Here is a 26,819-nt window from a genome sequence, read left to right as displayed (position 1 = left end):
ATGCTGGCTGGACGGGAGGCCAGCATGGATGGGTAAGCCTTATTTTCTGGATCTGCGTAGGCGTGTCGTGTCCGCGATAGAGGGCGGGATGTCGCGCAATCGGGCCGCCAAGCAGTTTGGGGTGGCGATCAGCACTGCCATCGGCTAGATGCAGCGGGTCGAGGAGACCGGCAGCGTTGAGCCTGGCCAGATGGGCGGTCACAAGCCGAAGGCGGCTTCGGGAGACCACGCAGTCTGGCTGTCACAGCGGATCAAAGACGGCGATTTCACCATACAGGGGCTCGTTGCCGAACTTGCCAGACGCGGCCTGAAGGTCGACTACCATTCGGTGTGGGACTTCGTGCATGCCGAGAAGCTCAGCTTCAAAAAAAGCGTGGCGGCTGGCGAACGCGATCGACCCGAGGTCGCGCGGCGGCGAGCCCAGTGGACAAAATATCAAGGTCGCGTCGAAATTGAACGGCTGGTCTTCATCGACGAGACCTGGACCAGGACTGATATGGCGCCCTTGCGGGGATGGGCGCCGCGCGGGCGCAGGCTTCACGCCAAGGTTCCCCACGGCCGCTGGAAGACCATGACCTTCCTGGCGGCCCTGCGCCATGACCGCATCGATGCGCCCTGGTTCATCGAGGGGCCGATCGATGGCGTGAGCTTTCGTACCTATGTCGAGAAGGTCCTCCTGCCGACCCTTCGACCCGGCGATATCGTCATCCTGGACAACCTCGGCAGCCACCGGAGCAAAGCAGTTCGCCAATTCATCCGTTCGGTCGGCGCCAAACTCTTCTTCCTCCCAAAATACTCGCCCGACCTGAACCCGATCGAACAGGTCTTTGCCAAGCTCAAGCACCTTGTCCGAAAGGCAGCCGCGCGATCCGTCGACGCGGTCTGCGCCGCAATCGGCCTCGCACTCGATGCCTTCACCTCCGAGGAATGTGCCAACTACCTCAAAAACTCAGGCTATCGAACGTAATGCCATCACGCTTTAGGTGGTGTGGACTCTAAGGATTCCCTTTTAGGAGCAAATCAGATTCAAGGCTGCTTTTGGGGAGGTAGCCATGGGTGTGATGGACCGTTTGGTATTGAGCGACGCGGCGTGGGAGCGGATAGCGCCGCTGATCATAGGGCGCCCCGATCAGAAGGGCTCCACCGGGCGCGACAACCGGATGTTCGTGGAGGGTGTGCTGTGGATCGTGCGAACGGGGTCTCCCTGGCGCGATCTCCCGGAGGTCTTTGGCGATTGGAACAGCGTGTTCCGACGCTTCAGCCGATGGAGCATCAAGGGCATTTGGTGGCGGATCTTCGAGGCGATGTCCGATGATCCGGACTTCGAATATCTGATCGTCGATTCCACCATTGTTCGGGCGCATCAGCACGCCGCCGGCGCCAAAAAGGGGGGTCTGAAGATCAAGCGATCGGTCGCTCGCGCGGGGGCCTGAGCACCAAGATACATATGGCCGTTCGAGGCTTGGGATGTCCGGTGCGGTTCACGCTTACCGCAGGTCAGAAGGGCGATGCACCGCAAGCCGCCGCATTGATCGAAGGCTTATCCGCCGAGGTCGTCATGGCCGACACCGCCTATGACGCCGATCATTGCGCCAAGCCATTGTTGCCAAAGGCGCGATCGCCGTCATTCCCAACAACCCGTCACGCGCGCTCAAATATCCGCTCGACAAGCACCTCTATGCCCAGCGTCACCTCGTCGAATGCTGCTTCTCAAAGCTCAAGCAGTTCCGACGCGTCGCAACCCGCTTCGAAAAGACCGCCCGAAATTATCGCGCCGTCGTCACCCTCGCAGCCATTGTCCTATGGATGCGCTAGTGTCCACACCACCTAGAGCGCGCCGCGAGCCGGCTCGGTAGGTGCGTAGGATGGGTAGAGTCAACGGGGCCGCGCAATGCGCGGCCCCGTTGACTCTACCCATCCTACGATCGTTGCTCACCACTGATAGCGCACCACGCCCTTGCCGGCGTAGCTGGTCGTCACGCTGGAAAATTCGCCATCGAAGGTCGCGGCCACCGACCAGTTGTTCAGCCATCGCATCTCGACGGACGCCGTCGTCAGGGCGGATTCGCTGGCCCGGGCGGCGCCGTTGACCACGAAGGACGCGCCGGGCAGGGCCTGGAACGTGCTGGCGACCGAGCGGTCCGGATTGAAATCATGCGCCCAGGCAAAGCGGCTGCGCAAGGTCAGCACGCCGTTCGATAGCGCAAGCGATTTGTCGGTGCGGATGCCGAGCTCGCTGCTTGTATCGGTCACGCTTTTGGCGGCATAGGCGAGCGCAAAGGTCGACGCGCCGGTCACGGCGCCCTCGGCATAGGCAGGCAGGTTGAAGGTCGTGAACTGGCCCGCTGCGTAAGGCGTGATGCCAAGCCCGCCGATCCACGGCGTGACGAAGCGGTAGCCGCTCTCGAGGCGGCCGGAATACGCATTGGCATTGAATTCGGCGCGAAGCTGATCGACGCCGGCGACCGTGACTGTGCGATTCGTCGTGATGTCCTGCCAGCCGTAGGCGAGGCCGGCCGCGACGTAGGCAGCACCTTCGGTGTGGCGCACATAGGCGCCGGTCTGGAACAGGTCGGAGCGGCCGGAGCCGCCATTGGTCACCGAAAAACTCGTGCCGCCGCCGGCCAGCGCGAAGCCGGCGACGGTGTTGGGCGAGAACTGGTAGTCGGCGCCGACCGCAGTGCCATAGATGCTGCTGCTGGTGTTGTTCGATCCCGTCGCTGTGTTGCCGTCGGTCGATTGCGAGCCGCCGAAACCCGCCACCCACACGTTCCAGCGCGGCTGGAGCGGCGCCGCACGCGGCGCCTTGATGAACATCGCATAGGCGTCGTTGCTCTTCCCGGCCGCATAGGCGCTGGCGCTCTCATCGGCGAAGCCCGGCGCGCCCGGCATGACATCGGCTCCGCCGCTCCGGTTGGCGAAGGGATCGGTCATCACCCCCATGAACTGGCTCATGGCGTCAAATGTCGTCTGCTGCGAGGCGGTCGCGGTCTCGCCGGAGATCTGCGTCAGCGCATTGGACAGGTTGGTCCCGGTCAGTGCGAACAAATTGAGGAAACCGGGCGGCAGCGTGCCGCCGCCGTTGAAGAAGTTGTTCAGCGTGTTGGCGATGCCTTGCTGATTGCCGTTGAATGCCCCTGGCGCTATCCCGCCGCCACCACCACCGCCATCGCCGCCGCCAGGGGTCACGGGCGGAGGCGGGCCGAGCGTCGACACCAGTTTGAGCACGACGTCGGTGTTGGTATAGCTCAGGCTCGCGACGAAGTTGGCCAAATTGACGGTCTTCAGCGCATCGAACGTGGTGCCGCCGAGCCCGGCCGAATGCAGGATGGTGTATTGCTTGCTCAGGCTGCTGCCGGCAGTGAACACCGCCTGCACGTTGCCGGCCAGCGCGGCCGTGCCGTTGACATTGACGAGCGACGCCGTCGCGCCGTTGACCTGCACCAGATAGAGCGCTCCGGACGTGAAGGCGAGATTGCCGGCGACCGTCAGCGTGCCCGGCGTACCGATGAGCGGTCCCGGCACGGTGATGCCGAGACCTGGAACCACGGTGCCGGGTGCCAGGATGCCGCCGTTAATCAGCGTCGTGCCGACCGTGCCGGTACCGCTGAGCACGCCGGGGATATTGAAGGCGCTGTTGACCGTGGTCAGGGCCGAGCTCGCAATCGAGCCATCCACCTCGAGTGTGCTGCCCACGGTGGTGTTGCCGGTGTATGTGTTGGTCCCCGAGAGAACCACCTTGGCGAGCGATGACGGAGAGGAGGGCACGACGAGTGAGCCGGTCCCGGAGAGCGCCGCGCTGATATTGCCCGACTCGATGTGGAAGGTCCCCGACGAGGCGAGGGTGCCGTTGGCGATGGTGCCGCCGAGCATGTACAGACCGCCGTTCTGCGTTTGCGTCGTGCCGCCGAGATCGAGCGTGGCCCGGGGGCTCAGCAGCTCAAGCGAATTTGACGCAAGGCCGAGGGTCCCGGCGCCGACCAACCGCAAGCCCCCGGTGGCGAGCGTGGTATCGCCCGAATAGGTGTTGGCACCGGAGAGCGTCAGGGTCTCCTCTGAATATTTGGCGAAGTAGCCACGGCCCGAAATGACACCGGAGAATGTGGTGTTCGCCCCGGGGAAGCCGGTCAGCCCGAGACCTCCATTGCCAAGGGTGACGTTGCCTGCGCCGGCGAGCGACGCAACATTAACGCCGTAGCCATTGAGATCGAGGGTGGCACCCGCGGCGACCGTGACTGCGCTTTGCGGTGCGAACGCGAAGTCAGCGCCCGCGCGCAGCATTCCGGCGAGGACATTCGTCGGCCCGCTGTAGCCGTCTGTGCTCGCTAGCAGCCTGAGCGTGAGCGTCAGGGTGCCGGCCCCGGTCTTGGTCAGACCGCCGGTTCCGGTGAATGCGCCTCCGAAGCTCACGTCATTGCCGTTGGTGTCGAACGTGCCGCCGCCTGCATTCATCGTCACGGCGCGCGTTGACGCGAGCGTGAAGCTGTTGGTGAATTGCAGCGTGCCGCCGTTGAAGGTGAGGCCGCCGGTCGCCGCGCCGAGATTCTGGTCGGCCGACACGGATAGCCTGCCGCCGGTCAGGGTAGTGCCGCCGGTGTAGCTGTTCGCGCCGGTGAGGCTTGTGCTGCCCGCCAGCACATTGACCGAGCCGGCGCCGCTGATCGTCGGGGCGAAGACGTAGTTCGTCGATGTGTGGTTGAAGTTGATCGTGCCGGTGCCGGCGCCGAACGATACGCTCGCGGTGCTGAGCGTGCCGGGTGCAGCCACCAGGCTTCCGGCACCCGCCCCGATATTCAGCGTCGCGCTCGACCCGGCCTGCACCGCCAGCTGGAGCGCTGCCGCCGTCACCGTGCCGCCATTGGCAATCGTCAGCGTTCCGGCGCCGCCGCTTCCAACGACGATGTTGCCGGTCGACGTCCAGGTCGAACCGGCGCCGGTCACGGTGACCGCGCCTTGCGAACCGGACGAGAGACCGAGCGTGCCGGTCGAACTGGCCAGCGTGCCGCCGCCGCCGATCGTCAGCTGTCCGACGCTGGACAACCCGACTTGCAGATTCGTCGTCGCGGCACCCGGCGTTCCGATCACCGTCGGATTAGGCGTGACGGTATCCAGCTTCGCGTCGGTGCCGGCTGTCGGAACGCCGTTATTCCAGTTGCCGGGGGTGAACCAGTCGGTGGAGGTCGTGCCGGTCCAGACGGTCTGTGCGAACGCGGGGTCACTCGCCGCGCACAACACGATCAGGCCCCCAAACACTTGCGCGCGCCGCAACTTCATGATGCCCCCGCGGAACGGCTTCGGGCCGTGATTCCCGTTCATCGCCTGCGTCCCAACCTTTAGTTGAAGGTACTCTTCGAGGGTCACAGAAACAAGATGCCTACGGCGACACAAACCGTGAGGCGTTGTCATCCCGCGGACATAAACCGCAGCGATTCGAAATGGCACGCGCGTGCCACGAGGCGGCTGGGTAGGATGGGTAGAGCGCAGCGAAATCCATCATCTCATACGCGGCGCGAAGCCGATGGGTTTCGCTCGCGCTCTACCCATCCTACGGATCGGCCATCCCGGCTATCGCCATGCCCAAAACTGTCATCGCCCGCGAAAGCGGGCGACCCAGTATTCTAAATTAGCGCCAGTTATCTGAGGCCTGTCGGTGGTTCATCGACCGCGGTACCGCCGCCGTCGACGAACAGCGTGCTGCCGCTGACATAGCTTGCCGCGTCAGATGCAAGATAAGCGACGGCGGTGGCGACTTCGTCGGCGCTGCTCCAGCGATTGAACACGGTGTGGCCGGCATAGAGGCTGCGCGTTTGCCTTCCGTGGCGGCTTCATATACTAATATATCAATTCTGGGAGCAAGAATGCCCGCCCGCTCGCCGAAAAAGTCGGAGCTCCGCACCCTCGCCAGCCACCGGCGGACCGGCCGTCCGCGGACCGCAACTGCGGCGGCGCGGATCTATGCCGAGCTGCGTGCTGAGCTGGTGTCGTTGCAGCGCAGGCCCGGCGATCCAATCATCGAGGCCGAGATCGCGCGCGCCTATGGCGTCAGCCGAACACCGGTGCGGGAAGCCATCCTGCGCCTGTCGGACGAGGGCCTGGTCGAGATTTTCCCGCAATCCGGCATCTTCGTGTCGCGCATTCCGCTCGCTGCACTTCCGGAGGCGATCATCATCCGCAGGTCGCTGGAGGAGACCACGACCGGCATGGCAACCGAGCGCGCCAGCGCCAGCCAGATCCTCAGCCTGCACGCGATCCTCGAACGTCAACGCGAGGCCGAGATGGCCGGAGATCGCGAAGCATTCCATCAGGCCGACGAAGCCTTTCACGCCGCCATCGCCGACATTGCCGGACATCCCGGCATCTGGAAGCTGATCCTGCAAGTCAAGGTTCACGTCGACCGCTTCCGATGGCTGACCCTGCCCCAACGTGGGCGGATGGCCGAGGTTATCGCCGAGCATGAGGCCGTGATGGCCGCGATCGAGGCGCGCGACCCGGCAGCCGCTGGAGCTGCGATGGCGCGGCATCTCGAACGGCTTCTGGCCGACATCTCGGCCACCCAGCACAACAATCCGGAGTTCTTCGACGAGCAGAGCCAGCCGGCATGACCGCGGCCGGACTCCGGCCAGGCATTTTTGGAAGGAAACAACATGAACCGTACAGATCGAGCACAGCAGCGCGGTGCCGGGCTCAACCGTCGTGACCTCATCAAGATCGGCGCCGGCCTCGGCGCAGTCGTTGCGACCTCGGCGCAGACGGCCCCCGCCCAGTCGAAAGCGGTCTTCAAGGCGTCGGACGTGCAGCCGCCGGGCTACCCGACCGTGGTCGCGACGGAAAACCTCGGCAAGAAGCTGGCGGCGGCGACCAACGGCCGGCTGTCGCTACAGATGTTCCCCTCGATGCAGCTCGGCGGCGAGAAGGAAACCATCGAGCAGACCCAGATCGGTGCGATCCAGATGCTGCGCGTCAGCGCCGGCTCGATCGGCCCGATCGTCGATGACATCAACGTCGTCAACATGCCCTTCCTGTTCAAGAACATGGCGCATGCCGAGCGGATGATGGACGGCCCGATCGGCCAGGAGCTGCTGGACAAGATCACGGCAAGCCCGAATGCCGGGCTGGTCGCGCTGTGCTGGATGAATTCCGGAGCACGCAGCCTCTACAACACCAAGCACGCGATCAAGACGATCGCCGACATCAAGGGCCTCAAGTTCCGCGTGATCGGCAATCCGATCTTCATCGACATGATGAACGCGCTTGGCGGGAACGGCGTCGCGATGGGCTACGATCAGGTGTTCAGCGCGCTGCAGACCGGCGTCATCGACGGCGCCGAGAACAATCCGCCGAGCTACGTTTTCAGCAATCACTACACCGCGGCGAAACACTTTTCGCTCACCGAGCACCTGATCGTTCCCGAGGTGCTGGTGTTCTCGAAACGCGCCTGGTCCGCGCTGTCAGCCGATGACCAGACGCTGATTAGGAAGCTTGCCCGCGAGGCGCAGATGGAGGAGCGCGGGCTCTGGACCACCTACGAGCAGCAGGCGATGGAGAAGGCGAAGGCTGCCGGGTGCGAGATCATCGAGATTGCCGACAAGGCGCCATTCCAGAACGCAGTCAAGCCGGTCTGGGACAAATACGGCCCGAAATATCAGGACATGATCGCACGCATCCAGTCCGCCTGACGCCACGTCACAAGGGACATCAACATCTTGCAGGAAACGGGCATGGCCGGATCGTATCGCCGCGCGATGGACTATTTGTATCTTGCCTGCGTCATCACGGGCTCTGCCGCGCTGATCCTGATTTCAGCGGTCATCCCCTGGGCGGTGTTCACGCGCTATGTGCTGAACAGCGCCGCATCCTGGCCCGAACCTCTCGCGGTGCTGCTCACCATCGTCGTGACGTTCATCGGTGCAGCCGCCGGATATCGGCTCAATCTGCATATGAACGTCGCATATTTTGCCAACAAGCTGCCTGCCCCGCTGCGCAATCTGACCGACCTTGTCGTCCAGCTGCTGATGGGCGTGATCGCACTGTTCATGATCATCTGGGGCGCTCGGCTCGTCGAGGTGACCTGGTACAACACCATCGCCGACTTCCCGTCGCTTTCGGTCGGCGTCACCTATCTTCCGATTCCGATCGGCGGCGCCTGTCTGCTCCTGTTCATCATCGAGCGGATTTTTCTGGGTGCCCCGCCCGACCCGATCGCACCACACCGCGACTTTTCCGCCGACTGATCGCGAGAGGCCCCGATGGATATCCTCATTCTGCTCGCGACGATGCTGTTCTGTTTCCTGATCGGGATGCCGATCGCCTATTCGCTGGCGATGGCGGCCATCGTCGGCGCCTTGTGGATCGGCATTCCCCTGGAAGCGGTGATGCTGAAGATCTCCGACGGTGTCAGCAAGGTCGCGATGCTGACGATCCCATTCTTCGTGCTGGCCGGCGCGATCATGGCGGAGGGCGGCATGGCCCGCCGCCTGGTTGCGTTTGCCGACGTGCTGGTTGGACTGACGCGGCTGCGTGGCGGCCTCTCGATCGTCAATGTGCTGGCGACGACATTTTTGAGCGGCATTTCCGGATCGGCCGTCGCCGATACATCCGCCATCGGCTCGGTGATGATCCCGCAGATGGAAAAGAACGGCTATCCTCGCGTGTTCGCGACCAATCTGACGATCACCTCGTCGGTCCAGGCCCTTCTGGTGCCGCCGAGCCACAATGCGGTGCTCTACTCGCTTGCAACGGGCGGAACGATTTCGATCAGCGCCCTCTTCATGGCCGGCGTGTTCCCCGGGCTGCTGCTCGGCTTCTCGTTGATCATCCTGTGCCTGGCCGTCGCCTATCGCGAAAAGCACCCGCACGGCCAGACCGTGCCGGCCAAGGACGCAATCCGGATCGCCATCGATGCCTCCTGGGGTCTCATTACCCTCGTCATCATCCTTGGCGGCATTCTCGGCGGCATCTTCACCGCAATCGAGGCCGGCGCCGTCGCCTGCATCTGGGCCTTCTTCGTCACGATGTTCATCTATCGCGACTATCGCTGGCGCGACCTGCCGGTGCTGCTCCATCGCACGCTGCGCACCGTCGCGATGGTGATGACGCTGATCGCGTGCGCCTCCAGCGTCGGCTACATCATGGCCTTGACGCAGATGCCGGCCAAGATGACAGCCTTCTTCCTGTCGATCTCCGATAACAAGTACGTCATCCTGCTCCTGATCAACGTCCTGCTGCTGGTGCTCGGCACACTCGTCGACATGGCGCCATCGATCCTGATCGCGACACCGATCCTGTTGCCTGTCATGAAGAACTTCGGCGTCGATCCGGTGCATTTCGGCATGATCATGCTGCTCAATCTCGGCATCGGCCTGTGCCATCCACCGGTCGGAGCAATTCTGTTCGTCGGCTGCGCGGTCGGCAAGGTGACGATCGAGCAGGTCATGCGCAAGATCTGGCCGTTCTACGCGGTGATGTTCTTTGTCCTGATGTGCGTGACCTATCTGCCGGAAATCTCGCTCTGGCTGCCGCGGCAACTTCAGGTGCTGCACTGAGGGCAAGCGGCACCTTGCAGAACTGCTGCCGTCACCGGAACCCATCGACATCATCGCCAGGGCCGGGATCAAGCCGCTCTGAGCAGATCAACATTGCGCGACACGCACAGCGTGTGACCTTGCGACCGTTCGCCGGCATCCCTAGGCTCCCTGCCCATAACAAACAAGACCAGGGAGGCGATCGTCATGACCACAAGGCGGGATTTCCTGAAAGCGGGAGTAAATGCGGCGGCAGGCATCGTGTTCTGCGGCTGCGGGTTCGTCCACCATGCGAATGCGCAGCAATCGCGCCGGAAATTGCCAGTCAGCGTCGACGGCAAGCGCATCAGGACGATCGACATTCACTCGCATTGCCACTTCCGCGAGGCCGGCGCGCTGCTCGGGGCAGACGCCGGAAAATATCAACTGCCGCCGGTCAACGGCGCCGCCGAGGCCTTTATCGAGATCGACAAGCGCCTCGCTGCGATGGACGCGCAGGCCGTCGATATGGAGGTGCTCTCGATCAATCCGTTCTGGTACGACTGCGATCGCGACCTTGCCGGGAAGATCGTGAAAATCCAGAATGAAAGGCTCGCCGAACTCTGCGCTTCGAAGCCCGAGCGGTTTGCGGCTTTCGCCTCGCTGACGCTGCAGGCGCCGGATCTTGCGGTGCAGGAGCTGGAGACGGCGGTGAAGAAGCAGGGGCTGAAGGGCGCGGCGATCGGCGGTGTGGTCGATGGCGTCGAATTCTCCGATTCCAGGTTTCATCCCGTATGGGCCAAGGCCGAGGAACTCGGCGTTCCCCTGTTCATCCACCCGCAAGGCGTGCCTGAGCTCGGTAAGCGGCTCTCCGGCAATGGCTGGCTCGGCAACACCATCGGCAATCCGCTCGAGACCACGATCGCACTGTCCCATTTGATCTTCGAGGGCACGCTCGACCGCTTCCCGGGATTGAAGATCATCGCCGCGCATGGCGGCGGCTATCTCCCCTCCTATGCCGATCGCTCGGATCATCCCTGCCTGGTCGGACCTAAGGGATGCAATCCGGAGACCAAGCTCCAGAAGGCGCCGACCGAATATCTCAAGCAGATCTACTTCGACTCTCTGGTCTTCACGCCTGAAGCGATCCGGCATCTCGCCGCCCAGGTTGGCGCCGGCCAGATGGTGCTGGGAAGCGACTATCCCTATCCATGGCAACTGGCACCGGTCGACCACGTCTTCGCCTGCTCATCGCTGAGCGACGACGACAAGGCCAACATTCTCGGCCGGACCGCAGCGAAGCTGCTCGGCGTTGCCGCGTGACGACGGTGCCAACGATCAATTGGCCTTGACCGTCCGCGTCTCATTGCGCGGCAGCGCCGTGGGCGCCGGCTGCGCGATCCTGGTCAATGGATCGGCATCGACGGCGTCGGTTCCCGCGAACTCCGCTTGCGCCGCGTCCGATATCCATTTGACCGCGGCGGGGTGGCTGACCAGCATCCCGATCAATGCAACGATCACGAGCACCGGCAAAGCGATCAGCTTGATGCTGAAGCTCCCGTAGTTGCCTTCCGGATCCCGCTGCCGGTTGTCGAAAGAGCCCTGCATGGATTCCTCCACAGTGCGAGTGTGCTCCACCGAAGCGTCACTTACCGCAGGGCACGCAAGGCCGATGTGAATGGTTTCACAGGCTTTGTCCGGTTCACCATTTCGTGAAACGCCGGAGCGACCGCGCAGACGGGAGAGCGACTACTCGCCGTCATCAGCCCCGGCGTCGACCAGCGCCTGCAGCGACTCGGGCTTCAGCACGACGATCGCGCCATGTTCGAGCCTGACCCAACCGCGTGTCGCCCACGCGCGGAGCTGCTTGTTGATGCTCTCGCGGGTCATCCCGACCATCTCGCTGATCTCCTGCTGGGTGATCGAGATGGTGCGCCCCTGCGGCTTGTGCTTGTCGCTCAGGCGCAGCAGCGCGCTCGCCAGACGGCCGGGCAAGTCCTGCAGGATCACCTGTTCGACCTGGTCGCTGGTCCAGCGCAACCTTGCGCAAAGCAGCTCGATGAACTTCATTGCAAGCGTCGGCTGGCTGCGCACGAACGGAATGAACTCGCGCCGGTCGATAACGAACAGCTCGCAATTGGTGTTGGCGGTGGCGTCGGCCGTCCGCGACAACCCATCGAGCAGCGCGATCTCGCCGAATATCTCCCCTGCCTCGATCAGGTTCAGGATCGCGTTGCGACCATCCGGCGACGAGATGCTGATCTTCACCGTGCCCGAGATCACCGCGATCAGGCTGGTACCCGGATCGCCCTTGGAGAAGATCGTCGTTCCGCGTTTCAGCGTGGTGTGCTTGGCATAGCGGCAGAGCTGATCGAATGCCTCGGGCTCGAGATCGGCAAAGTAAGGATGCTTGCGCAGCACCGATAGCTTGTTGTTTGAAAACAACGGCGCGCCGGCAGTTCGTTCTATGGGCAGCGCACCGGTCATTGTGATCCAGACTGATTGTGTTGCGTTCGATCGGCGCGCCAGCAGCGCGACACACCGACAAGCCATCGATCAATGAAAGCGGAAAGGAGTATAGCCCCACCGGGGGCCTACAGCAACAAAAGGTCCAGGCCGGTGAGATCGGGCCAGAAGGCGACCAAGATACAATTTGGGATAAATATGCGCCTAGTTGCAACGCTCAATTGCAGCCGGCGATTGTCCGTGATCTGGAAAACCCGGTCGATCAGCGACAATCTCGCCTGGCAAGACCCTTTCAGGTCATCGCCACCCACTCACAGCAGCTTGCCGTCCGGCCCAAAGAACGGATGCGGCCCGTCAAACTGACCGATGGGGATCTGGTGCGTGACCAGCTGTCCAAAGTCCTGCCCGGGAAACCATGTGTGCAAATGAAATGCGGGCGGTTCCACCTTGAACGATGGTTCGCGGAGATGTCCGAGGTCCAGGTCAACCGCGTGGTTCGGCGCGGGGCATATTGTCACGGCAATCCCGGCGACGGTGGTCAGCATCGCGCGATGGACGTGCCCGCACGCGATCAACCGCACACGCGGGTGACGCTTGACAATGTCCGCCAATGCGTCGGCATTGAAGAGGTCTTGCCGGTCCATATGCCAGATGCCGCCCTTGAATGGCGGGTGATGCAGGAAAAGCAGCGCCGGTCGGTCGGCTGCCGTTGCCAGCGCCGCGTCCAGCCATTGCAGCGTGGATGCTTCGAGCATACCGTGCGGCTTGCCGGCAACGCTTGAGTCAAGCAGCAGCAGATCGAGGCCATTCACTTCGATCTTCTGGTCGAGCGGACCTGTTGGGTGAACATAGGGCGCGGCCGGAAACGCGTCGCGCATCCACTGGCGCGAGTCGTGATTGCCGGGAATGCCGGCAAACGGCAGGCGCAGCGGCGCAAGCAATTGCTTGAGATAATCGTATTCCTCGACCGACGGCGTATCGACAAGGTCGCCCGAGATGACGACGAAATCGGGCGCCGGCTCGAACGCTCCGAGCGCCGCCACACAGCGCTCAAGCGCCTTCGCGGTATCGACCCGGCCATAGGCCAGCGCTCCCGGCGGCTTGATGTGGAGGTCGGATATCTGTGCGATGAGAACCGGTTTCGGCGGCATCGATCAATCTCAGGGTTCGGAAGGGAGCAGACGAACGGCGTCGGCCGCGATCGAAAGCCCGATTCGATCGCCAACCTTGGCCTGGACTGTGTTGGGCGCGTCGACATTGAGTGGCTTGCTCGATGCACCACTCACGACGAGCCGCTGCCGGTCGCCGACGAAGCTGACGGAATCAACTGCTCCCGAGAGCAGCCCTGCCCCGGCGTCCGTCACGCGAATGGTTTCGGGACGGATCATGACGGTCGCGTTCGCAGCTGTCGCGCCACCCTCGATCGGCAATCGCCCGCCGGGCAGGATCAGTACGTCGTTCTCGATCGGAGCTTCAACAATATTCGCCGCTCCGATGAATTCCGCCACGAAGCGGTCCTTCGGTGCGAAGTAGACCTCGCGCGGCGTGCCGATCTGGGCGATCGCACCTTTCCGCATCACCACGATACGGTCACCCAATTCCATGGCTTCGGACTGATCATGGGTGACATAGATCGTCGTGATACCAAGCGCTCGCAACAGCCGGTTGAGCTCGCCTCGCAGCCGATCCCGCAAGGCGGCATCAAGCGCGGTCAAGGGCTCGTCGAGCAGCAATATGCCCGGCTGGATCGCGACGGCGCGCGCCAGTGCCACACGCTGACGCTGTCCGCCCGAAAGCTGGTCGATGCGGCGGTTCTCCAACCCCGTGATGTTCGTGAGAGCCACCAGCTCGGCGACGCGTGCGGCACGCTCGCCCCTGGCGACGCCGCGGATCTTCAGGCCGTAGGCGATATTGTCCGCCACCGTCATGTTGGGGAACAGGGCGTAGGACTGAAACACCATGCCGACATTGCGGCGCTCGATCGGGACCGAGGTCATATCCTTGCCGTCGAACAGCACCTTGCCGCCCGCATCCGGCAACTCGAGGCCCGCGATGATGCGCAGCATCGTGGTCTTGCCGCATCCGGATGGTCCGAGCAGCACCAGCGTCTCACCGCGCGCGATGTCGAGGGTTGCGGGATCGAGCGCCCGCGTCCCATCGGCAAAGGTCTTGCCGCACGCCTCGATCCGCACTGCTGCACCGTGCCCGGTCGTATTCATCGCTTGTGATTCCTGTCGGCCAGCAGTTGCATCGCGACCAGCAGCGGAATGATCATCACGAAGAAGATCAGCGTGTAGGCCGAGGCCACTTCGAGCCGCATCGAGGCGTAGCTGTCGGCGAGCCCGATCGGCAGTGTCTTCGTTAGCGGCGTATGCAGCATCCAGGTCAGGTTGAACTCGCCGAGCGACAGCGTGACCACCATCAGCGCGCCGGCCAGAATTCCCGGCAGCGCATTCGGCACGATGACATCGCAGAATCGTCGCCATGGCGATGCCCCGAGTGAGGCAGCGCCTTCATCGAGCGTCTTGATGTCCACGGTCGCAAACACCGCCATGACCGAGCGCACCATGAACGGCATGGTGAAGATCACGTGGCCGACCAGGATGAAGAGCCAGGAACGGCGAAACCCGCCAAAGCTCCCATACGTGAGCAACAGCGCAAGCGCGATCGCAAGCCCGGGGATCGCCAGCGGCAGCGTGATGATCTCCTCGACGATGCGGGCAAGGCGGCCTCCCCGCGCATGCAGCGCGTAGGCCGCAGGGACGCCGGCGAGCAGTGTAACGGCAAGCGTTGCGAAGGCGATCACGAAGGAGAGCAGAATGGTGCCGGCATAGAGCTCCCAGACCTGCGCGACCCATTGCAGGGTCACGCCGGATTGGATGCCCCGGAAATAATTCACGGTGACGCCGGCCGAGATCGAAAGCCCTGCGGGCACCACCAGGAAAGCCGCAACGAGCAGCGTAAAGATGAACTGGCCGGTGAAGATCAGGCGATCGCGCATGCTTTTCACCCGGCCGCCGCGACGGCACTGCCGCTGAATGTGCGGGCGAGCGCAAGAATGAGCCAGGTGATCAGGCCAAGCCCCACCGACAGCGCCGCCGAGGTCGCGAAATTGGCGGCCAGCGTGAATTCGGTGTAGATCAGCATCGGCAGCACGTCGATGTTCGTCGCCAGCGTGAAGGCGGTGCCGAAGGCGCCCATCGCGGTCGCAAATGCGATCGCACCGGACGCGACGAAGGCCGGCGCCAGTGCCGGCAGCACGACGTCACGCTGGACCGCCCAGGGGCTAGCGCCGAGCGAACGCGCGGCCTCCTCCAGCCCGACGTCGAGCTTCTGCACGGCCGCCATGATGGTGAGGATCACGCGCGGGATCGAGAAGTAGAGATAGCCGAGGAAGAGCCCGTAGATCGAATAGGCGAAAACGAACTTCTCGCCGAAGATCCGGTTCGAGAGATCGCCGATCAGCCCTTGCCGGCCTGCCAACAGAATGATCATGAAGCCGACCACCACGCCGGGAAAAGCCAACGGAAAGGTCAGCATCGCAATCAGCACGGCCCGCCCGGGAAAGCGGTGCCGCTGCAGAAACATTCCGGCGATCGTCGCCACGATCAGGGTGACGGCCGTGGTTGCCGCCGCCAGCAGTACGGTGTTGATCAGCGTCGCGCGATAGCGGGCTTCGGTCAGGATGGCGAGATATCCGGCAAGCCCGTGCGGCCCTTCGGCGCCCGCGACCACCAGCCGTGCCATCGGCAGCAGGAAGAACGCCGCGGTCACCAGCACGAGCGGCAGCAGGCAGAGCCAAACGAAGGATTTTTGCGACATCGGAAGAATGGTGCCCCGTCGAAGGCACCATATTGCCTCAGCGGACCTCGGCGAGATAGCGGTCGACGAAGGCTTTTTGCACGTTTTCCATCTCGCCCCAGTCGACGCTCTTGGCGCGGGCATAGTCGCTGTCGGGGAGGAATTTGCCCTTCACGGAGGCAGGCAACTCGATCGGGCGGGCCGGACGCAGATAGGCATTGGTCCAGATCGCCTGCCCCTTGTCGGACAAGAGATAGTCCATCACCTTCTTGGCCTTCTCCTTGTCGGGTGCGTTCTTCACGAGACCAACGACATAGGGAAACACCACCGACCCCTCACAGGGAATGACAAACTCGAAGTTGCCCTTCTCCGAATATTTCGCGCGGTAGGCGTTGAAGTCGTAGTCGAACAGGATCGGCATCTCACCGGAGACGACGCGGGCATATGACGTCTGCTTGGGCACGATCGGATCGTTCTTGCGCAGTCCCTTGAAGAAGGTGATCGCCGGATCGAAATTGGTGGACGAGCCGCCCAGCGCGAGATTGACGGCGACCGCGCCGACATAACCGACCGCCGCCGACGACGGATCGAGATAGCCGACCATGCCCTTGTAGTCGGGCTTCAGGAGGTCCTTCCAGCAGGCCGGCACCGGCTTGCCGCCCAGCGCGTCCTTGTTCACGAACAGGCCGAGCGTCCCGGAGTGGATCGTGGTCCAGTAGCCGTCCGGATCCTTGAGGCCGGCGGGCACCTGATCCCAATGCGCGGGCTTGTATGGCTCGAGCGCGTCCTGGGCCTTGGCCTTCATGCCGAAGGTCACGCCGAAATAGCCGATATCGCCGACCGGATTGCTCTTCTCGGCGAGGATCTGGGCCAGCGCCTGGCCGGAATTCTTGTTGTCATGCGGGATATCGTAGTTGAGGTCCGCCTTGATCGCCTTCAGCATCGAGGCCCAATCCGCCCATTCCGGCGGGCAATTGTAGCAGATCACGTCGGCCGCCTTGGCGGATTGCCACGGCGCGATCAGTGTCAGCGCCAGCAACGCAAGGACAAGGCGGATCTTCATGGGAGGCTCCGGTCTGGGAGAGGATGCAATGCGGATTTCAACATCAACGGGGGACCAAGTATAGGCCGCGCATGAAGGTTTTGCGACGCGCTTGCTGCCGTGCAGCAAATGCAACAGCCGGGTGCCAACGATCGGATGCTCGCGGCAGACCGCCGTTTCGCGCTAGGCTGAGAGCTAAAACAGGAAGCGCCCATGTACGAGCCGCCCGGCGTCAAGACATCGCCCGATCTTCCCGTCCCCGATCTGATGAAAGCCTGGGTCCTTGGTGACCCCGACCAGCTCCTGCTTCGCGACAAGCCGACGCCGGTCCCGTCGCGTGCCGAAGTGCTGGTGCGCATCGACGCGGTTGCGATCTGCGCCACCGATCTCGAAATCATCCATGCCGGGTCGCCGGCAAGCATTCAAGGCGGCGCGCCCTTCAACAAGAACTTTACGCCGGGTCACGAATACATGGGCACGGTTGCCGCGCTTGGCCCTGATGTCGACGAGTTCAAAATCGGCGAGCGGGTCAGCGTCGAGATCCACGCCGGGTGCGGCCAATGCAAACGCTGCCGCCAGGGCATGTACACATCCTGCTTCAACTATGGAAGGCCGGAGAAGGGTCACCGCGCCAACGGCTTTACGACCGACGGCGGATTCGCCGAATACGCGGTGAACCACATCAATACGCTGGCGCACGTCCCGGATACCATGAGCGATGCGGAAGCAACGCTCGTGGTGACTGCCGGGACGTCAATGTATGGCTTGACGGAATTGGGGGGATTGGTGGCCGGCGAGAGCGTCTTGGTGATCGGCCCAGGGCCGATCGGACTTCTCGCAGTTGCTGTGGCCAAGGCGCTTGGCGCAAGCCCGGTCATCCTGACCGGGACGCGCAACAAGCGGCTGGCGATCGGCGGGGAATTGGGGGCCGACCGCGTCATCAACGTCAACGACGAAGACGTCGTTGAGGTCGTGAAACAACTAACAGGGGGGATCGGCGCGGACTATGTCGTCGAATGTGCCGGCACCGAAGCGACACTCAACCAGGCCATTCACATGACCAATCGCGGCGGCAAGATCTGCCTCGCCGCCTTCCCGCACGAGGCCGCGACGCTGGACGTTGCGCACCTCGTTCGAAACAACATCTATGCCTATGGCATCCGCGGCGAAGGCCGCAGCGCCACACACCGCGCGATGGAATTGATGGCAGCGAAGCGGTTCGACGCGACCAGGATCCACACGCATACGTTTCCGCTGGCCGACTTGCCGACCGCGCTCAGATATGCGCGGGACCGCGTCGATGACGCGATCAAGGTCGTCGTCACCGATCGGAAAGCCGACGCGATCGCGAGCGCTGCGGAATAAAGTTCAGTACGTGCCGGTGGCACGCGCGCTGATCCGAGAGCCTGCTCACACCGAGCAGTAGCGCTCCTTGATCTCGTCGTCGGCGAGCAGCGCCTGCGCGGAGGCCTGATGCACCACAGCTCCCTGGTCCAGCACATAGGCACGATCGGCGATGCCGAGTGCGAGCTCGACGTTCTGCTCGACCAGCAGAACCGTCGTTCCCTGCGCCTTCATGCTGCTGAACAGCTCGAACATCTCGTCGACCAGGACCGGCATGATGCCCTCCGACGGCTCATCCAGCATGATCAGGTCTGGCTTTGCGATCATCGCCCGCGCGATCGCCAGCATCTGCTGCTCGCCGCCGGACATCGTGACCGCCTCTTGATCCATGCGCTCGGCCAGCCGGGGGAAGATCGCAGCAATCTCGTCGATCAGCTCGGCTTCCCGCTTCTTCTGCTTCGAGGCGACCAGCCCGAGCCGCAAATTCTCCCGCACGGTCAGTCCCTGCACAATCCGTCGTTCCTCCGGAACGTAGGCCAGTCCCAACGCGAAGCGCACATGCGCCGGCTGGCGCAGCAGCTCTTCACCCTTGAAGGTGACCGAGCCGCGCGCGCGCCCCATCAACCCCATAATCGATTTCAACGTCGTCGTCTTGCCGGCCCCATTGCGACCGATCAGGCAGACGATTTCGCCCTTGCTCACCTCGAGACTGATGTCCTGTAACGCGTGACTTGCGCCATACCAGGCATTGAGCTTGCTGATCTGCAGCATCCCGTCAGTGCTCCCGCTGGCCGAGATAGACCCGCTTTACCGCCTCGTTCTGCCGGACCTCCTGCGGCGTTCCCTCGGCCAGCAGTTCTCCGTGGTGCAGCACGAGGATGCGATCGCTGATCCCGAGCACCAGCTTCATCTTGTGCTCGACGAGGATAACCGTGCGCTCCCTGGCGAGTTTCACGATCAAATCCATCATGGTCCGGGTTTCTTCCGGGCTCATGCCGGCCGTCGGCTCGTCCAGCAGCAGCAAGCGGGGCTGGCTGGCAAGCGCCATGCCGATCTCCAGTGCCCGCTGCTCACCATGGGCCAGCGTCTTGGCCGCGCGTTCCCGGGATTCCCACAACCCGACGAGCGCCAGCAGCTCGTCCGCCCGCTCGACAAGTTCGGTCAGGCGCGCACGGGGACGCCAGATATCGTATCGCGACACCAGCGCCTGCAGGCCGACGCGGATGTTCTCTCGTGTCGTAAGCTGTGGAAACACGCTGGTGATTTGAAAGGATTTCGCGATCCCCATATGCGCGAAGCGGTGTTGCGGCAGACCGGTGACATCCTTGCCCTCGAACTCGACGTTGCCTTTCGTCGGCGGAAAGGCGCCACACAGCAGGTTGAAGTAGGTGCTCTTTCCAGCCCCGTTCGGACCAATGATGGAGGTGATCGCTCCCCTGGAAAACTCGGCCGAGATATTGTTGAGGGCGACGAACTTCCCGAACGTCTTGCCGACGCCGCTGGTGCGCAGAATGATTTCTCCGGCCCGGCCTTCTGTGGCGCTCATCGTCTGCCCCGCGCGATCAGCGTGCCCCAGATGCCCGCCGGGAAGAACAGCACGCATGCGATGAAGATCGCTCCAACGATCAGTTGCCAGTGAACGGTCCACACCGAGACCACATTCTCCAGGACCAGGAAGACAGCGGCGCCGATCATCGGTCCGAAGAACGTCCCCATGCCGCCGAGGAGAGCGATCATCACGACCAGGCCCGAGGTCTCGTAATGCAGGATTTCGATCGGAACGATCGACAGGTGCAAGGCCTGCAACGCACCCGCGAGGCCGCAGAAACCGCCTGACAGGACGAAGGTCAGCAATCGCGTCAGGGTCACGTCGTAACCGGACGCGCGGGCACGCCCCTCGTTCTCGCGCACCGCTTCGATGACGGCACCAAAGGGCGACGCCAGAATGCGTGACATCACGAAGAACGCGGCGATCACAAAAGCCGCGATGACGTAGTAGCGGGTCATCGGATTGATGAAATCGATCCGCAGGCCGAACAGATCGATGATGCGGACGTTGATGCCGCGAAGGCCGTTCTCGCCGCCGGTCAGATCAACCGCCTGGTAGAAAAGGTAGTAGACGCATTGCGACAGCGCCATTGTGACCATGGCGAAGTAGATACCTCGGGTCCTGATCGCGAGCACGCCGATCAACAGCGCCATCAACAATCCGCCGGCTATCCCGGCCGCGATCGCCGCATACCACGGCCAGCCGAAGTGCACGATGGCGATGCCACAGAGGTAGGCACCGGTCCCGAACAGCGCCGCATGACCGAACGACAACAGACCCAGATATCCAAACACGAGGTTGAAGCCGAGAGCATATAGCCCGTAGATCAGGATGTTCACAGCCAGAGCTGTAAACGGCATCACCAGCGGGAAAACCAGAATGACCGCTGCGACAATGCTGGCACGATGCCGCGTCGCGAACTCGTACAAACCGCCCGTCGCGGCACCGGGCTGTTTGATCGATTGCGTGGTTTCGGTCATGCCGGGCTCAGCTCATCAATCCGGCGCGGCCGAAGAAGCCCTGGGGACGAACGATCAGAACGACCGCCATCAAGGCAAAGATCGAAACCTTGGCCATTTCGGGCGCGAACAACGAGGTCATGCTGACCACCACACCAACCAGGAGGCCTGCCAGTACGGCGCCGCCGATCGACCCCATCCCTCCTACGACGGTCACAACGAAGGCTTCGGCGAGGATCGTGCCGCCCATCTCCGGAATGACGCCCTGGAGCGGCGCGGCCAGCAGGCCGGCAAAGCCCGCGATCGCGGTACCTATCCCGAACACGATCAACCAGACCTTGGAAACATCGACCCCAAGGACACGGACGATTTGCGGATCGCGCGCGCCGGCGCGGATAATCAGCCCGAAGCTGGTCTTCTCCAGAAACAGCCAGAGCGCCAGCAGCACGACGGCCGTCGCGCCGATCACGAACAGGCGGTAGAGCGGGAAATAGCCGACGCCAATGTCGACGGCGCCCTGCAGAACCTCGGGCGTGTCGAAAGGATAGCCGGTCTTGCCAAAGGCAATGCGCACACATTCGACCATCACGTAGCTCAGCCCGAAGGTCAGCAGCAGCGGATAGTCGATGCCGCGGCCGTAAAGCGGCCGGATCAGCACGCGCTCGACGGCAAGGCCGAACAGTCCGATGGCGATCGGCACAGCCACGAGGCAAATCCAGAAATTGCCCCCGATCGAGATCAGATAGAGCCCGACATAGGCGCCGACCATGTAGAACGCGCCATGGGCGAAGTTGACGACCGTCAACATCCCGAAGATCAGCGAGAGGCCGATCGCAAACAGCACGTAGATGGCGCCGAGCGCCAGCCCGGCAAACAGTTGCAGCGCGATCAGGTCAAAGCTCAGGCCCGCCATTTGTCCCCCTCCGCACGGCGCGCACCGCCCCGTGGCGCACGCCGTCGCACGAGCTCAGCTCTTGTGACCGAGCGCCTCGCAGGTGCGCAGGTACTTCTCGTTGGGTTCTTCGGTCGACAGGACCTCGAACACGTCGGACTCGTTCCTCAGATCCTTGGACTTCGACTTGATCACGAGCACCGATTGCACCGACTGGTGGTCGCATTTGCGATAATATTGCGGCCCCTTGTAGTCGTCGTACTTCAGCGCTTCCAATGCCGCGACGACCTTGTCGGTCTCCACGCTGCCGGCGCCCTTGACCGCCTCCAGCACCGTCCGAACACCGCCATAGCCGAGCGCACCGTAGTCGGTGGGCAGCTTGCCGTCGTACATCTTGCGGAACGCATCGTTGAATGCCTTGGTCGAGGCGAATTTGTCCTCGATGCCCCAGTAGAACGAGCAGCCGCCGACGACGCCTTCGAATGCCTGGGGGCCGGCCGCGACGCGGCTGGCATGCGAGAGCAGCGGCGCGATGATCTGGATCGACTTCTTGATGCCAAAGTCGGTCGCCTGCTTCAGTGCGATCTGCTGGTCGCGGCCGAAATTGCTGATGCACAGAATATCGGGCTTCAGCGCCTGGAGACGCGGCAGCAACGTGGAGAAGTCGGTCGTTCCCAGCGGATGGCGGACGTCGCCGAGGTTCTCGACGTTGAACTCCTTGCCGACCTCGAGGAAACCGCGAACCATCTCGTGACCGTAGGCGTAATCCGCCGTGAGGAACGCAACCTTCTTGCCGAATTTGGCGAAGGCATAGCGGCCGACCGCGCCTGACGTCATGTGCGGATTCAGCGCTTCGTGGAATGTGTACTTGCTGAAGTCGGCCGCCTCGTTGATGGCGTCGGACTGGCTGATCGAATTGAAGATGACGCCGCGCTCTTTGGTGACGTTGTTGATCGCAAGCTGAACTGCCGCGGACAGACTGCCGACGACGAAATTCACCTTCTCCTTCTCGACCAGCTCCAATGTCCGCGTTGCCGCCTCACCGGGATTGAGCTTGTCGTCGCGCACGACGAGCTCGGCCTTGCGGCCGTTGAGACCGCCGGCATCGTTGAATTGGGCAACAGCGAGCTGCCCCGCCCGCACCTGGTCCTGCGCCTCGGCGCCATACGGACCGGTCAAAGGAACCGGGAAGCCAATCTTGATCGGGGCTTCCTCAGCCTGGAGCAGATTGATGCGAAAGGGCGAGACGGCGAGAGCGGCGCCGGCGCTTGCCGTCGTCAGCAGACGACGCCGCGATATCGATCCAGCTTTGGTGACCTTGTTCGTCATGACCTATTCCTCCCCAAGAACTGTCTGTGTTTTGCTTATCGTGTTGTCTTTGCCCGAAACGTCTCCACTCAGATTCGTCCCAAGGCCGTCAGGATAACCTGAGGCGTGAGCGGAATCTCGGTAATTGTTGCGCCGAACGGCCGCAGCGCGTCATTGACCGCATTGGCAACCGCAGCTGCTGCGCCCGCCGTGCCTGCCTCACCTGCCCCTTTGGCTCCGAGCTCCGTTTCCTGCGTCGGAGACACCACGTGACCGATCTCGATATCGGGCATCTCGCCGGACATCGGGACCAGGTAGTCCGCCATATTGGCGTTGGTCAGCTGACCGCGCTCGTCATAGACGCATTTCTCGAACAGCGCCGCGCCGAGCCCCTGCACGACTCCGCCCCGGATCTGCTCGTCGACCAGTTGCGGGTTGATGATGGTGCCGCAGTCTTCGACGACCCAATGCTTCAGCAGCGTCACGAACCCGGTATCGGTATCGACCTCCAGCCATGCGGCCTGAACCCCGTTTGTGAACGCGAAGGGATATTGGCGCGGCACGAAATGACGGGTCGCCATCAATTCGGGCTGGATGCCCGGCGGGAGGGTATCCGGCCGAAAATAGACGATCTGCGCGAGCTCGTTCAGCTCGATCCGCGGCGCACCGTCGTCAGCGTTGACAATGCTGTTGTTGACGATATCCAGCCCGGCCGGCGTCGATTGCAGGATGGCCGCGGCGACATCAAGGATATTCTGGCGCAGGGCCTTGGCGGCCTGCAACGCGGCTTCGCCGCCGATGCCGGCACCGCGCGAGGCCCAAGTGCCGCCGCCATAGGGCGTGTTGTCGGTATCGCCCAGGGTCACGCGGACCCGCTCCATCGAAACGCCCAGCACGCTGCCCACGATCTGGGCAGTCAGCGATTCCGACCCTTGCCCCTGCTCCGTGATGCTGGTCTGGCAGATCACCGAGCCTTGCGCGTCGAGCCGAACCGCAACGCCATCCTGCGACGAGATTTTCGCGCCGCCGACGCCGTAGAAGGCGGCACTGGGATTGGTCACCTCGATGAAGCTGGCGATTCCGATACCCCGGTGAATGTTTCTGGCGCGCGATGCCGCTTGCTCGGCACGCAAGGCGTCGTAATCCATCATCTGCAGCAGCTTGGCCAGCGAGGCGTGATGCGAAAGCTGCTCGAATTTCATCCCGGAGGGGGATGCACAAGGATAAGCATCGTCGGGGATCAGATTGCGCCGGCGGATCTCCACAGGATCCATGCCGATCTTCGCTGCGGCAAGGTCGACCAGACCCTCGGTGACCGAACAGGCAATCGGGTGTCCGACTGCCCGGTACTGACACATCACGTTCTTGTTCTGGAAGACGACCCGCGCTCGCGCCCGATAGTTCGCCGTGACATACGGCCCGCCGACGAGATTGACCACCTGATTGGCCTCGATGGCGCTGGTGCGCGGATACATCGAATAGGGACCGATCCCCGTCAGGTCGTCGATCTCGAAAGCCGTGATGGTGCCGTCCGGCCTGACGCCGATCCGGCCCCTGCATCGATGATCGCGGGCGTGAATGTCCGTGTTGAAGCTCTCGACCCGGTCGGCCACGAACTTGATCGGCCGCCGTAGCAGCTTGGACAGCGCATAGGTCGCCATTTCGTCGGCGTAGATGTGGACCTTGATGCCGAACGAGCCGCCGACATCCTTGCAGACCACCCGGACCTGCGCTTCCCTCAGTCCGAGATGCAGGGCTGCGATGTTCTGTACCATGTGCGGCGCCTGTGTGCCCTGATAGATCGTCAGCCGCGCCTCGGCCGCATTCCAGTCGGCAACCACCGCCCGCGGTTCAAGCGTCACGCCGGTGTGGCGCCCGAATACGAAGTCGGCCTCGACCACCTCCGACCCCGACAATGCCAGGTCGACGTCGCCGGCGTTGAGGGTCCGTTCAAATGCAAGATTGTCACCGAGCGCGGCGTGAATGACAGGCGTCGCCGGATCGAGCGCGGTGCGCATGTCCGTGACCGCCTCGAGTTCCTCGTAGTCGACGGCAATTTGCTCCATTGCATCTTCAGCCACCGCACGGCTGGTTGCGACAATCGCCGCGACCGCCTCACCCTGCCAGCAGGCCCGATCGACCGCGATCGCGTGCTGCGGCGCCGACTTCAATCCCTTCAGATGCGAGAGCACGCCGACCCACGGCGTGATGACAGCCTCAAGCTCTCGACCGGTGACGATGGAAATGACACCGGACATACGTCGTGCCGCGTCGGCATCGATCGCCACAATTCTGGCGTGGGCATAGGGCGACCGTAGAAAAACCACGTGCGCCATCCGCGGCAATTCCAGGTCGCTGACATACTGTCCACGCCCTTGCAGCAACCTGTCGAGGTTCGGCCGTGGCACCGTCTTACCGATATAGGAATTCGGGCGATCGAGCACCGAAAGGGTCTCTGCTGGCGCACGGGTCACCGTCATGCCGGCCGCTCCGCGCGCGTCTTGGCGGTCGCCTCGACGGCGTCCACAATGGCTTGATAGCCGGTGCAGCGGCAATAATTGCCGGAAAGATGCTCGCGGATCGCTTGACGATCAGGCACGGGCAAATGCTTCAGCAAGTCTTGCGCCGTCATCAGCATCCCAGGCGTGCAATAGCCGCACTGCAAGGCATTGCGTTCGCGAAAGGCCGCCTGAAGGTCGGCGATTTCGCCGCTGTCGGACAGCCCCTCGATGGTCTCGACTGACGCCCCCTGCGCCTGGACCGCCAGCATCAGGCAAGAGCGGACGATCTCGCCATCGATCCGGACCGTGCAGGCACCACAAACGCCGTGCTCGCAACCGACATGGGTTCCGGTCAGCTTCAGGTTCTCCCGGAGGAAGTCAGCGAGATTGAGACGCGGCAATACAAATGCATCAATGGGCTCGTCGTTGACCAGAAGCGAAACCGGCACTGGGGCGCTCACCTGGCTACTCCCGCTTCCAGCTCGGGCCGCGCCAGCAATGCGGCCACGCAGCGCCGGAGCAAAACCGTAGCGAGATGTCGGCGCATCGCCGTGGTGGCCTGCTGATCCTCTAGTGGATCGAGTTCATCGGCCAACGCTGTCGCGGCTTCTGCGAGCACGGCTGAGGTCACGGATGCATTGATCAACTTGTCTGCGGCCGCCGCCAGCAGAGGCCGGTCGCCAACCGCAAAGAAGCCGAGCCGAAGATCCGTGAACCTGCCAGTTGCAACAAAGGCACGCGCGGCGAGACCAACGACGGCGTAATCACCATGCCGCCGGGCATACTCCTGAAAGAAAAATGTCGAGCCCTCGCCCGCGACCGGCACCTCGATCGCGACAAGCAATTCGTCCGGCGACAGCGCCGTTTCGTAGATGCCCTTGAAAAACTCGGTCGCAGCAATCCGGCGCTCGCCCGTCGGACCGCGAACAACGATCGTGGCGTCAAGCGCGATAACACAGGCCGGCAGCTCCGATGCCGGATCGGCATGCGCAAGGCTACCGCCTATCGTTCCGCGATTACGAATTGCAGGATGAGCAACGTGGGCAACGGCATCCCGCAAGAGCGGCGCGTGCAGCGCAATCTCCGGCGATCTGAGCAGGTCGACATGCCGCGTCAGCGCGCCAACGGCCAGCACGCCTGCCCTCACGGCGATGCCGCGCAGCTCGGCGAGGCCACCGATATCGACCAGAATGTCCGGGGAGATGAGTCGCAAGTTCATGGCCGGCATCAGGCTCTGGCCACCCGACAGAACCTTCGCCTTGTCGCCATGCGCGGCAAGCAACTCCAGCGCATTCACGACGCTGGTCGCGCGGGCGTAGGCGAAAGCCGCAGCTTTCATGTGGGCGTGGCCTCCCGGCCCAATTTTGGTTTGCCCGATTAGAGGGCCGGCCCCTTCAAAGGTCAAGTTTGTTTATCGAGTGATTATTTGTGCGGCAGGGCTTGTCTTCACCTTGGGA

22 protein-coding genes and 3 pseudogenes are annotated in these 26,819 nt (G+C 63.1%); 8 read left to right on the top strand and 17 right to left on the bottom strand.

Going from position 1 to position 26,819, the window contains the following annotated elements; translation table 11 throughout:
* The first annotated feature begins 28 nt into the window (after window positions 1-28).
* Together Q0030_RS02915 and Q0030_RS02910 are read left to right on the top strand one after the other, a co-directional pair.
* Window positions 29-967, top strand: a pseudogene (locus Q0030_RS02915) (IS630 family transposase).
* Between the two features lie 85 nt (window positions 968-1,052).
* A pseudogene (locus Q0030_RS02910) lies at window positions 1,053-1,815 on the top strand (IS5 family transposase).
* A 117-nt stretch (window positions 1,816-1,932) separates the two neighbouring features.
* Here the strand turns inward: Q0030_RS02910 and Q0030_RS02905 are convergent.
* Window positions 1,933-5,316: an autotransporter domain-containing protein gene (locus tag Q0030_RS02905; RefSeq protein WP_298363086.1), complete on the bottom strand. Its 3,384-nt coding sequence runs from the start codon at window positions 5,314-5,316 to the stop codon at window positions 1,933-1,935.
* Window positions 5,317-5,633: 317 nt separating this feature from the next.
* Window positions 5,634-5,801: pseudogene (locus tag Q0030_RS02900) on the bottom strand (SDR family oxidoreductase); the annotation flags it as partial.
* Between the two features lie 57 nt (window positions 5,802-5,858).
* On the opposite strand from Q0030_RS02900, the gene Q0030_RS02895 reads away from it, so the two are divergent.
* From Q0030_RS02895 to Q0030_RS02875, 5 genes are all read left to right on the top strand, one after another.
* Window positions 5,859-6,602 carry a GntR family transcriptional regulator gene (locus tag Q0030_RS02895; protein WP_298363084.1) on the top strand — a complete coding sequence of 248 codons (744 nt, stop codon included), beginning with the start codon at window positions 5,859-5,861 and terminating at the stop codon, window positions 6,600-6,602.
* A gap of 42 nt (window positions 6,603-6,644) precedes the next feature.
* A complete protein-coding gene (locus Q0030_RS02890) occupies window positions 6,645-7,676 on the top strand; it encodes a TRAP transporter substrate-binding protein (protein ID WP_298363082.1) in 1,032 nt (343 codons plus the stop codon).
* Window positions 7,677-7,718: 42 nt separating this feature from the next.
* On the top strand, window positions 7,719-8,231 hold the full coding sequence (locus Q0030_RS02885; RefSeq protein WP_298363080.1) for a TRAP transporter small permease: 513 nt from the start codon (window positions 7,719-7,721) through the stop codon (window positions 8,229-8,231).
* 15 nt (window positions 8,232-8,246) lie between these two features.
* Window positions 8,247-9,542 carry a TRAP transporter large permease gene (locus Q0030_RS02880; RefSeq protein WP_298363078.1) on the top strand — a complete coding sequence of 432 codons (1,296 nt, stop codon included), beginning with the start codon at window positions 8,247-8,249 and terminating at the stop codon, window positions 9,540-9,542.
* 186 nt (window positions 9,543-9,728) lie between these two features.
* The gene (locus Q0030_RS02875; protein WP_298363076.1) at window positions 9,729-10,823 is read left to right on the top strand and encodes an amidohydrolase family protein; all 1,095 of its coding nucleotides are present in this window, start codon (window positions 9,729-9,731) and stop codon (window positions 10,821-10,823) included.
* A 15-nt stretch (window positions 10,824-10,838) separates the two neighbouring features.
* On the opposite strand, the gene Q0030_RS02870 is transcribed toward Q0030_RS02875, so the two are convergent.
* The 7 genes from Q0030_RS02870 to Q0030_RS02840 form a co-directional block, all read right to left on the bottom strand.
* On the bottom strand, window positions 10,839-11,108 hold the full coding sequence (locus tag Q0030_RS02870) for a hypothetical protein (protein ID WP_298363075.1): 270 nt from the start codon (window positions 11,106-11,108) through the stop codon (window positions 10,839-10,841).
* Window positions 11,109-11,249: 141 nt separating this feature from the next.
* Entirely contained in the window at window positions 11,250-11,987 is a 738-nt protein-coding gene (locus Q0030_RS02865; RefSeq protein ID WP_092115577.1) for a Crp/Fnr family transcriptional regulator, read from the bottom strand.
* Window positions 11,988-12,277: 290 nt separating this feature from the next.
* Window positions 12,278-13,117: a phosphodiesterase gene (locus tag Q0030_RS02860; RefSeq protein ID WP_298363071.1), complete on the bottom strand. Its 840-nt coding sequence runs from the start codon at window positions 13,115-13,117 to the stop codon at window positions 12,278-12,280.
* Between the two features lie 9 nt (window positions 13,118-13,126).
* Window positions 13,127-14,185, bottom strand: coding sequence for an ABC transporter ATP-binding protein (locus tag Q0030_RS02855; RefSeq protein WP_298363069.1), 1,059 nt, complete (start codon window positions 14,183-14,185; stop codon window positions 13,127-13,129).
* Window positions 14,182-14,967, bottom strand: a complete 786-nt coding sequence (locus Q0030_RS02850; RefSeq protein ID WP_092115580.1) for an ABC transporter permease subunit — start codon at window positions 14,965-14,967, stop codon at window positions 14,182-14,184. Before Q0030_RS02850 ends, Q0030_RS02855 begins: the two co-directional genes overlap by 4 nt.
* A gap of 5 nt (window positions 14,968-14,972) precedes the next feature.
* Window positions 14,973-15,788, bottom strand: a complete 816-nt coding sequence (locus Q0030_RS02845) for an ABC transporter permease (RefSeq protein ID WP_298363065.1) — start codon at window positions 15,786-15,788, stop codon at window positions 14,973-14,975.
* A gap of 37 nt (window positions 15,789-15,825) precedes the next feature.
* The gene (locus tag Q0030_RS02840) at window positions 15,826-16,830 is read right to left on the bottom strand and encodes an ABC transporter substrate-binding protein (protein WP_298363063.1); all 1,005 of its coding nucleotides are present in this window, start codon (window positions 16,828-16,830) and stop codon (window positions 15,826-15,828) included.
* A gap of 192 nt (window positions 16,831-17,022) precedes the next feature.
* Between Q0030_RS02840 and Q0030_RS02835 the strand changes: the two genes are divergently transcribed.
* Window positions 17,023-18,174 (top strand): zinc-binding dehydrogenase, encoded by a 1,152-nt coding sequence (locus Q0030_RS02835; protein WP_298363061.1) that lies wholly within the window; start codon window positions 17,023-17,025, stop codon window positions 18,172-18,174.
* A gap of 45 nt (window positions 18,175-18,219) precedes the next feature.
* On the opposite strand, the gene Q0030_RS02830 is transcribed toward Q0030_RS02835, so the two are convergent.
* From Q0030_RS02830 to Q0030_RS02795, 8 genes are all read right to left on the bottom strand, one after another.
* Window positions 18,220-18,924, bottom strand: coding sequence for an ABC transporter ATP-binding protein (locus Q0030_RS02830; RefSeq protein WP_298363059.1), 705 nt, complete (start codon window positions 18,922-18,924; stop codon window positions 18,220-18,222).
* A 4-nt stretch (window positions 18,925-18,928) separates the two neighbouring features.
* A complete protein-coding gene (locus tag Q0030_RS02825; RefSeq protein WP_298363057.1) occupies window positions 18,929-19,699 on the bottom strand; it encodes an ABC transporter ATP-binding protein in 771 nt (256 codons plus the stop codon).
* A complete protein-coding gene (locus tag Q0030_RS02820) occupies window positions 19,696-20,682 on the bottom strand; it encodes a branched-chain amino acid ABC transporter permease (RefSeq protein WP_298363055.1) in 987 nt (328 codons plus the stop codon). The genes Q0030_RS02825 and Q0030_RS02820 overlap by 4 nt, the downstream gene beginning before the upstream one ends.
* 7 nt (window positions 20,683-20,689) lie before the next feature.
* Window positions 20,690-21,574, bottom strand: a complete 885-nt coding sequence (locus Q0030_RS02815) for a branched-chain amino acid ABC transporter permease (RefSeq protein WP_298363053.1) — start codon at window positions 21,572-21,574, stop codon at window positions 20,690-20,692.
* A gap of 54 nt (window positions 21,575-21,628) precedes the next feature.
* Window positions 21,629-22,882 (bottom strand): ABC transporter substrate-binding protein, encoded by a 1,254-nt coding sequence (locus Q0030_RS02810; protein WP_298363051.1) that lies wholly within the window; start codon window positions 22,880-22,882, stop codon window positions 21,629-21,631.
* Between the two features lie 68 nt (window positions 22,883-22,950).
* Window positions 22,951-25,341 carry a xanthine dehydrogenase family protein molybdopterin-binding subunit gene (locus Q0030_RS02805; RefSeq protein ID WP_298363049.1) on the bottom strand — a complete coding sequence of 797 codons (2,391 nt, stop codon included), beginning with the start codon at window positions 25,339-25,341 and terminating at the stop codon, window positions 22,951-22,953.
* Entirely contained in the window at window positions 25,338-25,823 is a 486-nt protein-coding gene (locus Q0030_RS02800) for a (2Fe-2S)-binding protein (RefSeq protein WP_298363047.1), read from the bottom strand. Before Q0030_RS02800 ends, Q0030_RS02805 begins: the two co-directional genes overlap by 4 nt.
* On the bottom strand, window positions 25,820-26,701 hold the full coding sequence (locus Q0030_RS02795; RefSeq protein WP_298363231.1) for a xanthine dehydrogenase family protein subunit M: 882 nt from the start codon (window positions 26,699-26,701) through the stop codon (window positions 25,820-25,822). The genes Q0030_RS02800 and Q0030_RS02795 overlap by 4 nt, the downstream gene beginning before the upstream one ends.
* Window positions 26,702-26,819 lie beyond the last annotated feature (118 nt).

The organism is uncultured Bradyrhizobium sp. (assembly GCF_947648125.1).
Classification (GTDB): domain Bacteria; phylum Pseudomonadota; class Alphaproteobacteria; order Rhizobiales; family Xanthobacteraceae; genus Bradyrhizobium.
This window is presented reverse-complemented; position numbering and strand designations above follow the sequence as displayed.

Bases quoted from the DNA above. Each gene is read 5' to 3' on its own strand.
- Q0030_RS02905 (WP_298363086.1), bottom strand. From the start codon at position 5,316: ATGAACGGGAATCACGGCCCGAAGCCGTTCCGCGGGGGCATCATGAAG.
- Q0030_RS02895 (WP_298363084.1), top strand. From the start codon at position 5,859: ATGCCCGCCCGCTCGCCGAAAAAGTCGGAGCTCCGCACCCTCGCCAGC.
- Q0030_RS02890 (WP_298363082.1), top strand. From the start codon at position 6,645: ATGAACCGTACAGATCGAGCACAGCAGCGCGGTGCCGGGCTCAACCGT.
- Q0030_RS02885 (WP_298363080.1), top strand. From the start codon at position 7,719: ATGGCCGGATCGTATCGCCGCGCGATGGACTATTTGTATCTTGCCTGC.
- Q0030_RS02880 (WP_298363078.1), top strand. From the start codon at position 8,247: ATGGATATCCTCATTCTGCTCGCGACGATGCTGTTCTGTTTCCTGATC.
- Q0030_RS02875 (WP_298363076.1), top strand. From the start codon at position 9,729: ATGACCACAAGGCGGGATTTCCTGAAAGCGGGAGTAAATGCGGCGGCA.
- Q0030_RS02870 (WP_298363075.1), bottom strand. From the start codon at position 11,108: ATGCAGGGCTCTTTCGACAACCGGCAGCGGGATCCGGAAGGCAACTAC.
- Q0030_RS02865 (WP_092115577.1), bottom strand. From the start codon at position 11,987: ATGACCGGTGCGCTGCCCATAGAACGAACTGCCGGCGCGCCGTTGTTT.
- Q0030_RS02860 (WP_298363071.1), bottom strand. From the start codon at position 13,117: ATGCCGCCGAAACCGGTTCTCATCGCACAGATATCCGACCTCCACATC.
- Q0030_RS02855 (WP_298363069.1), bottom strand. From the start codon at position 14,185: ATGAATACGACCGGGCACGGTGCAGCAGTGCGGATCGAGGCGTGCGGC.
- Q0030_RS02850 (WP_092115580.1), bottom strand. From the start codon at position 14,967: ATGCGCGATCGCCTGATCTTCACCGGCCAGTTCATCTTTACGCTGCTC.
- Q0030_RS02845 (WP_298363065.1), bottom strand. From the start codon at position 15,788: ATGTCGCAAAAATCCTTCGTTTGGCTCTGCCTGCTGCCGCTCGTGCTG.
- Q0030_RS02840 (WP_298363063.1), bottom strand. From the start codon at position 16,830: ATGAAGATCCGCCTTGTCCTTGCGTTGCTGGCGCTGACACTGATCGCG.
- Q0030_RS02835 (WP_298363061.1), top strand. From the start codon at position 17,023: ATGTACGAGCCGCCCGGCGTCAAGACATCGCCCGATCTTCCCGTCCCC.
- Q0030_RS02830 (WP_298363059.1), bottom strand. From the start codon at position 18,924: ATGCTGCAGATCAGCAAGCTCAATGCCTGGTATGGCGCAAGTCACGCG.
- Q0030_RS02825 (WP_298363057.1), bottom strand. From the start codon at position 19,699: ATGAGCGCCACAGAAGGCCGGGCCGGAGAAATCATTCTGCGCACCAGC.
- Q0030_RS02820 (WP_298363055.1), bottom strand. From the start codon at position 20,682: ATGACCGAAACCACGCAATCGATCAAACAGCCCGGTGCCGCGACGGGC.
- Q0030_RS02815 (WP_298363053.1), bottom strand. From the start codon at position 21,574: ATGGCGGGCCTGAGCTTTGACCTGATCGCGCTGCAACTGTTTGCCGGG.
- Q0030_RS02810 (WP_298363051.1), bottom strand. From the start codon at position 22,882: ATGACGAACAAGGTCACCAAAGCTGGATCGATATCGCGGCGTCGTCTG.
- Q0030_RS02805 (WP_298363049.1), bottom strand. From the start codon at position 25,341: ATGACGGTGACCCGTGCGCCAGCAGAGACCCTTTCGGTGCTCGATCGC.
- Q0030_RS02795 (WP_298363231.1), bottom strand. From the start codon at position 26,701: ATGAAAGCTGCGGCTTTCGCCTACGCCCGCGCGACCAGCGTCGTGAAT.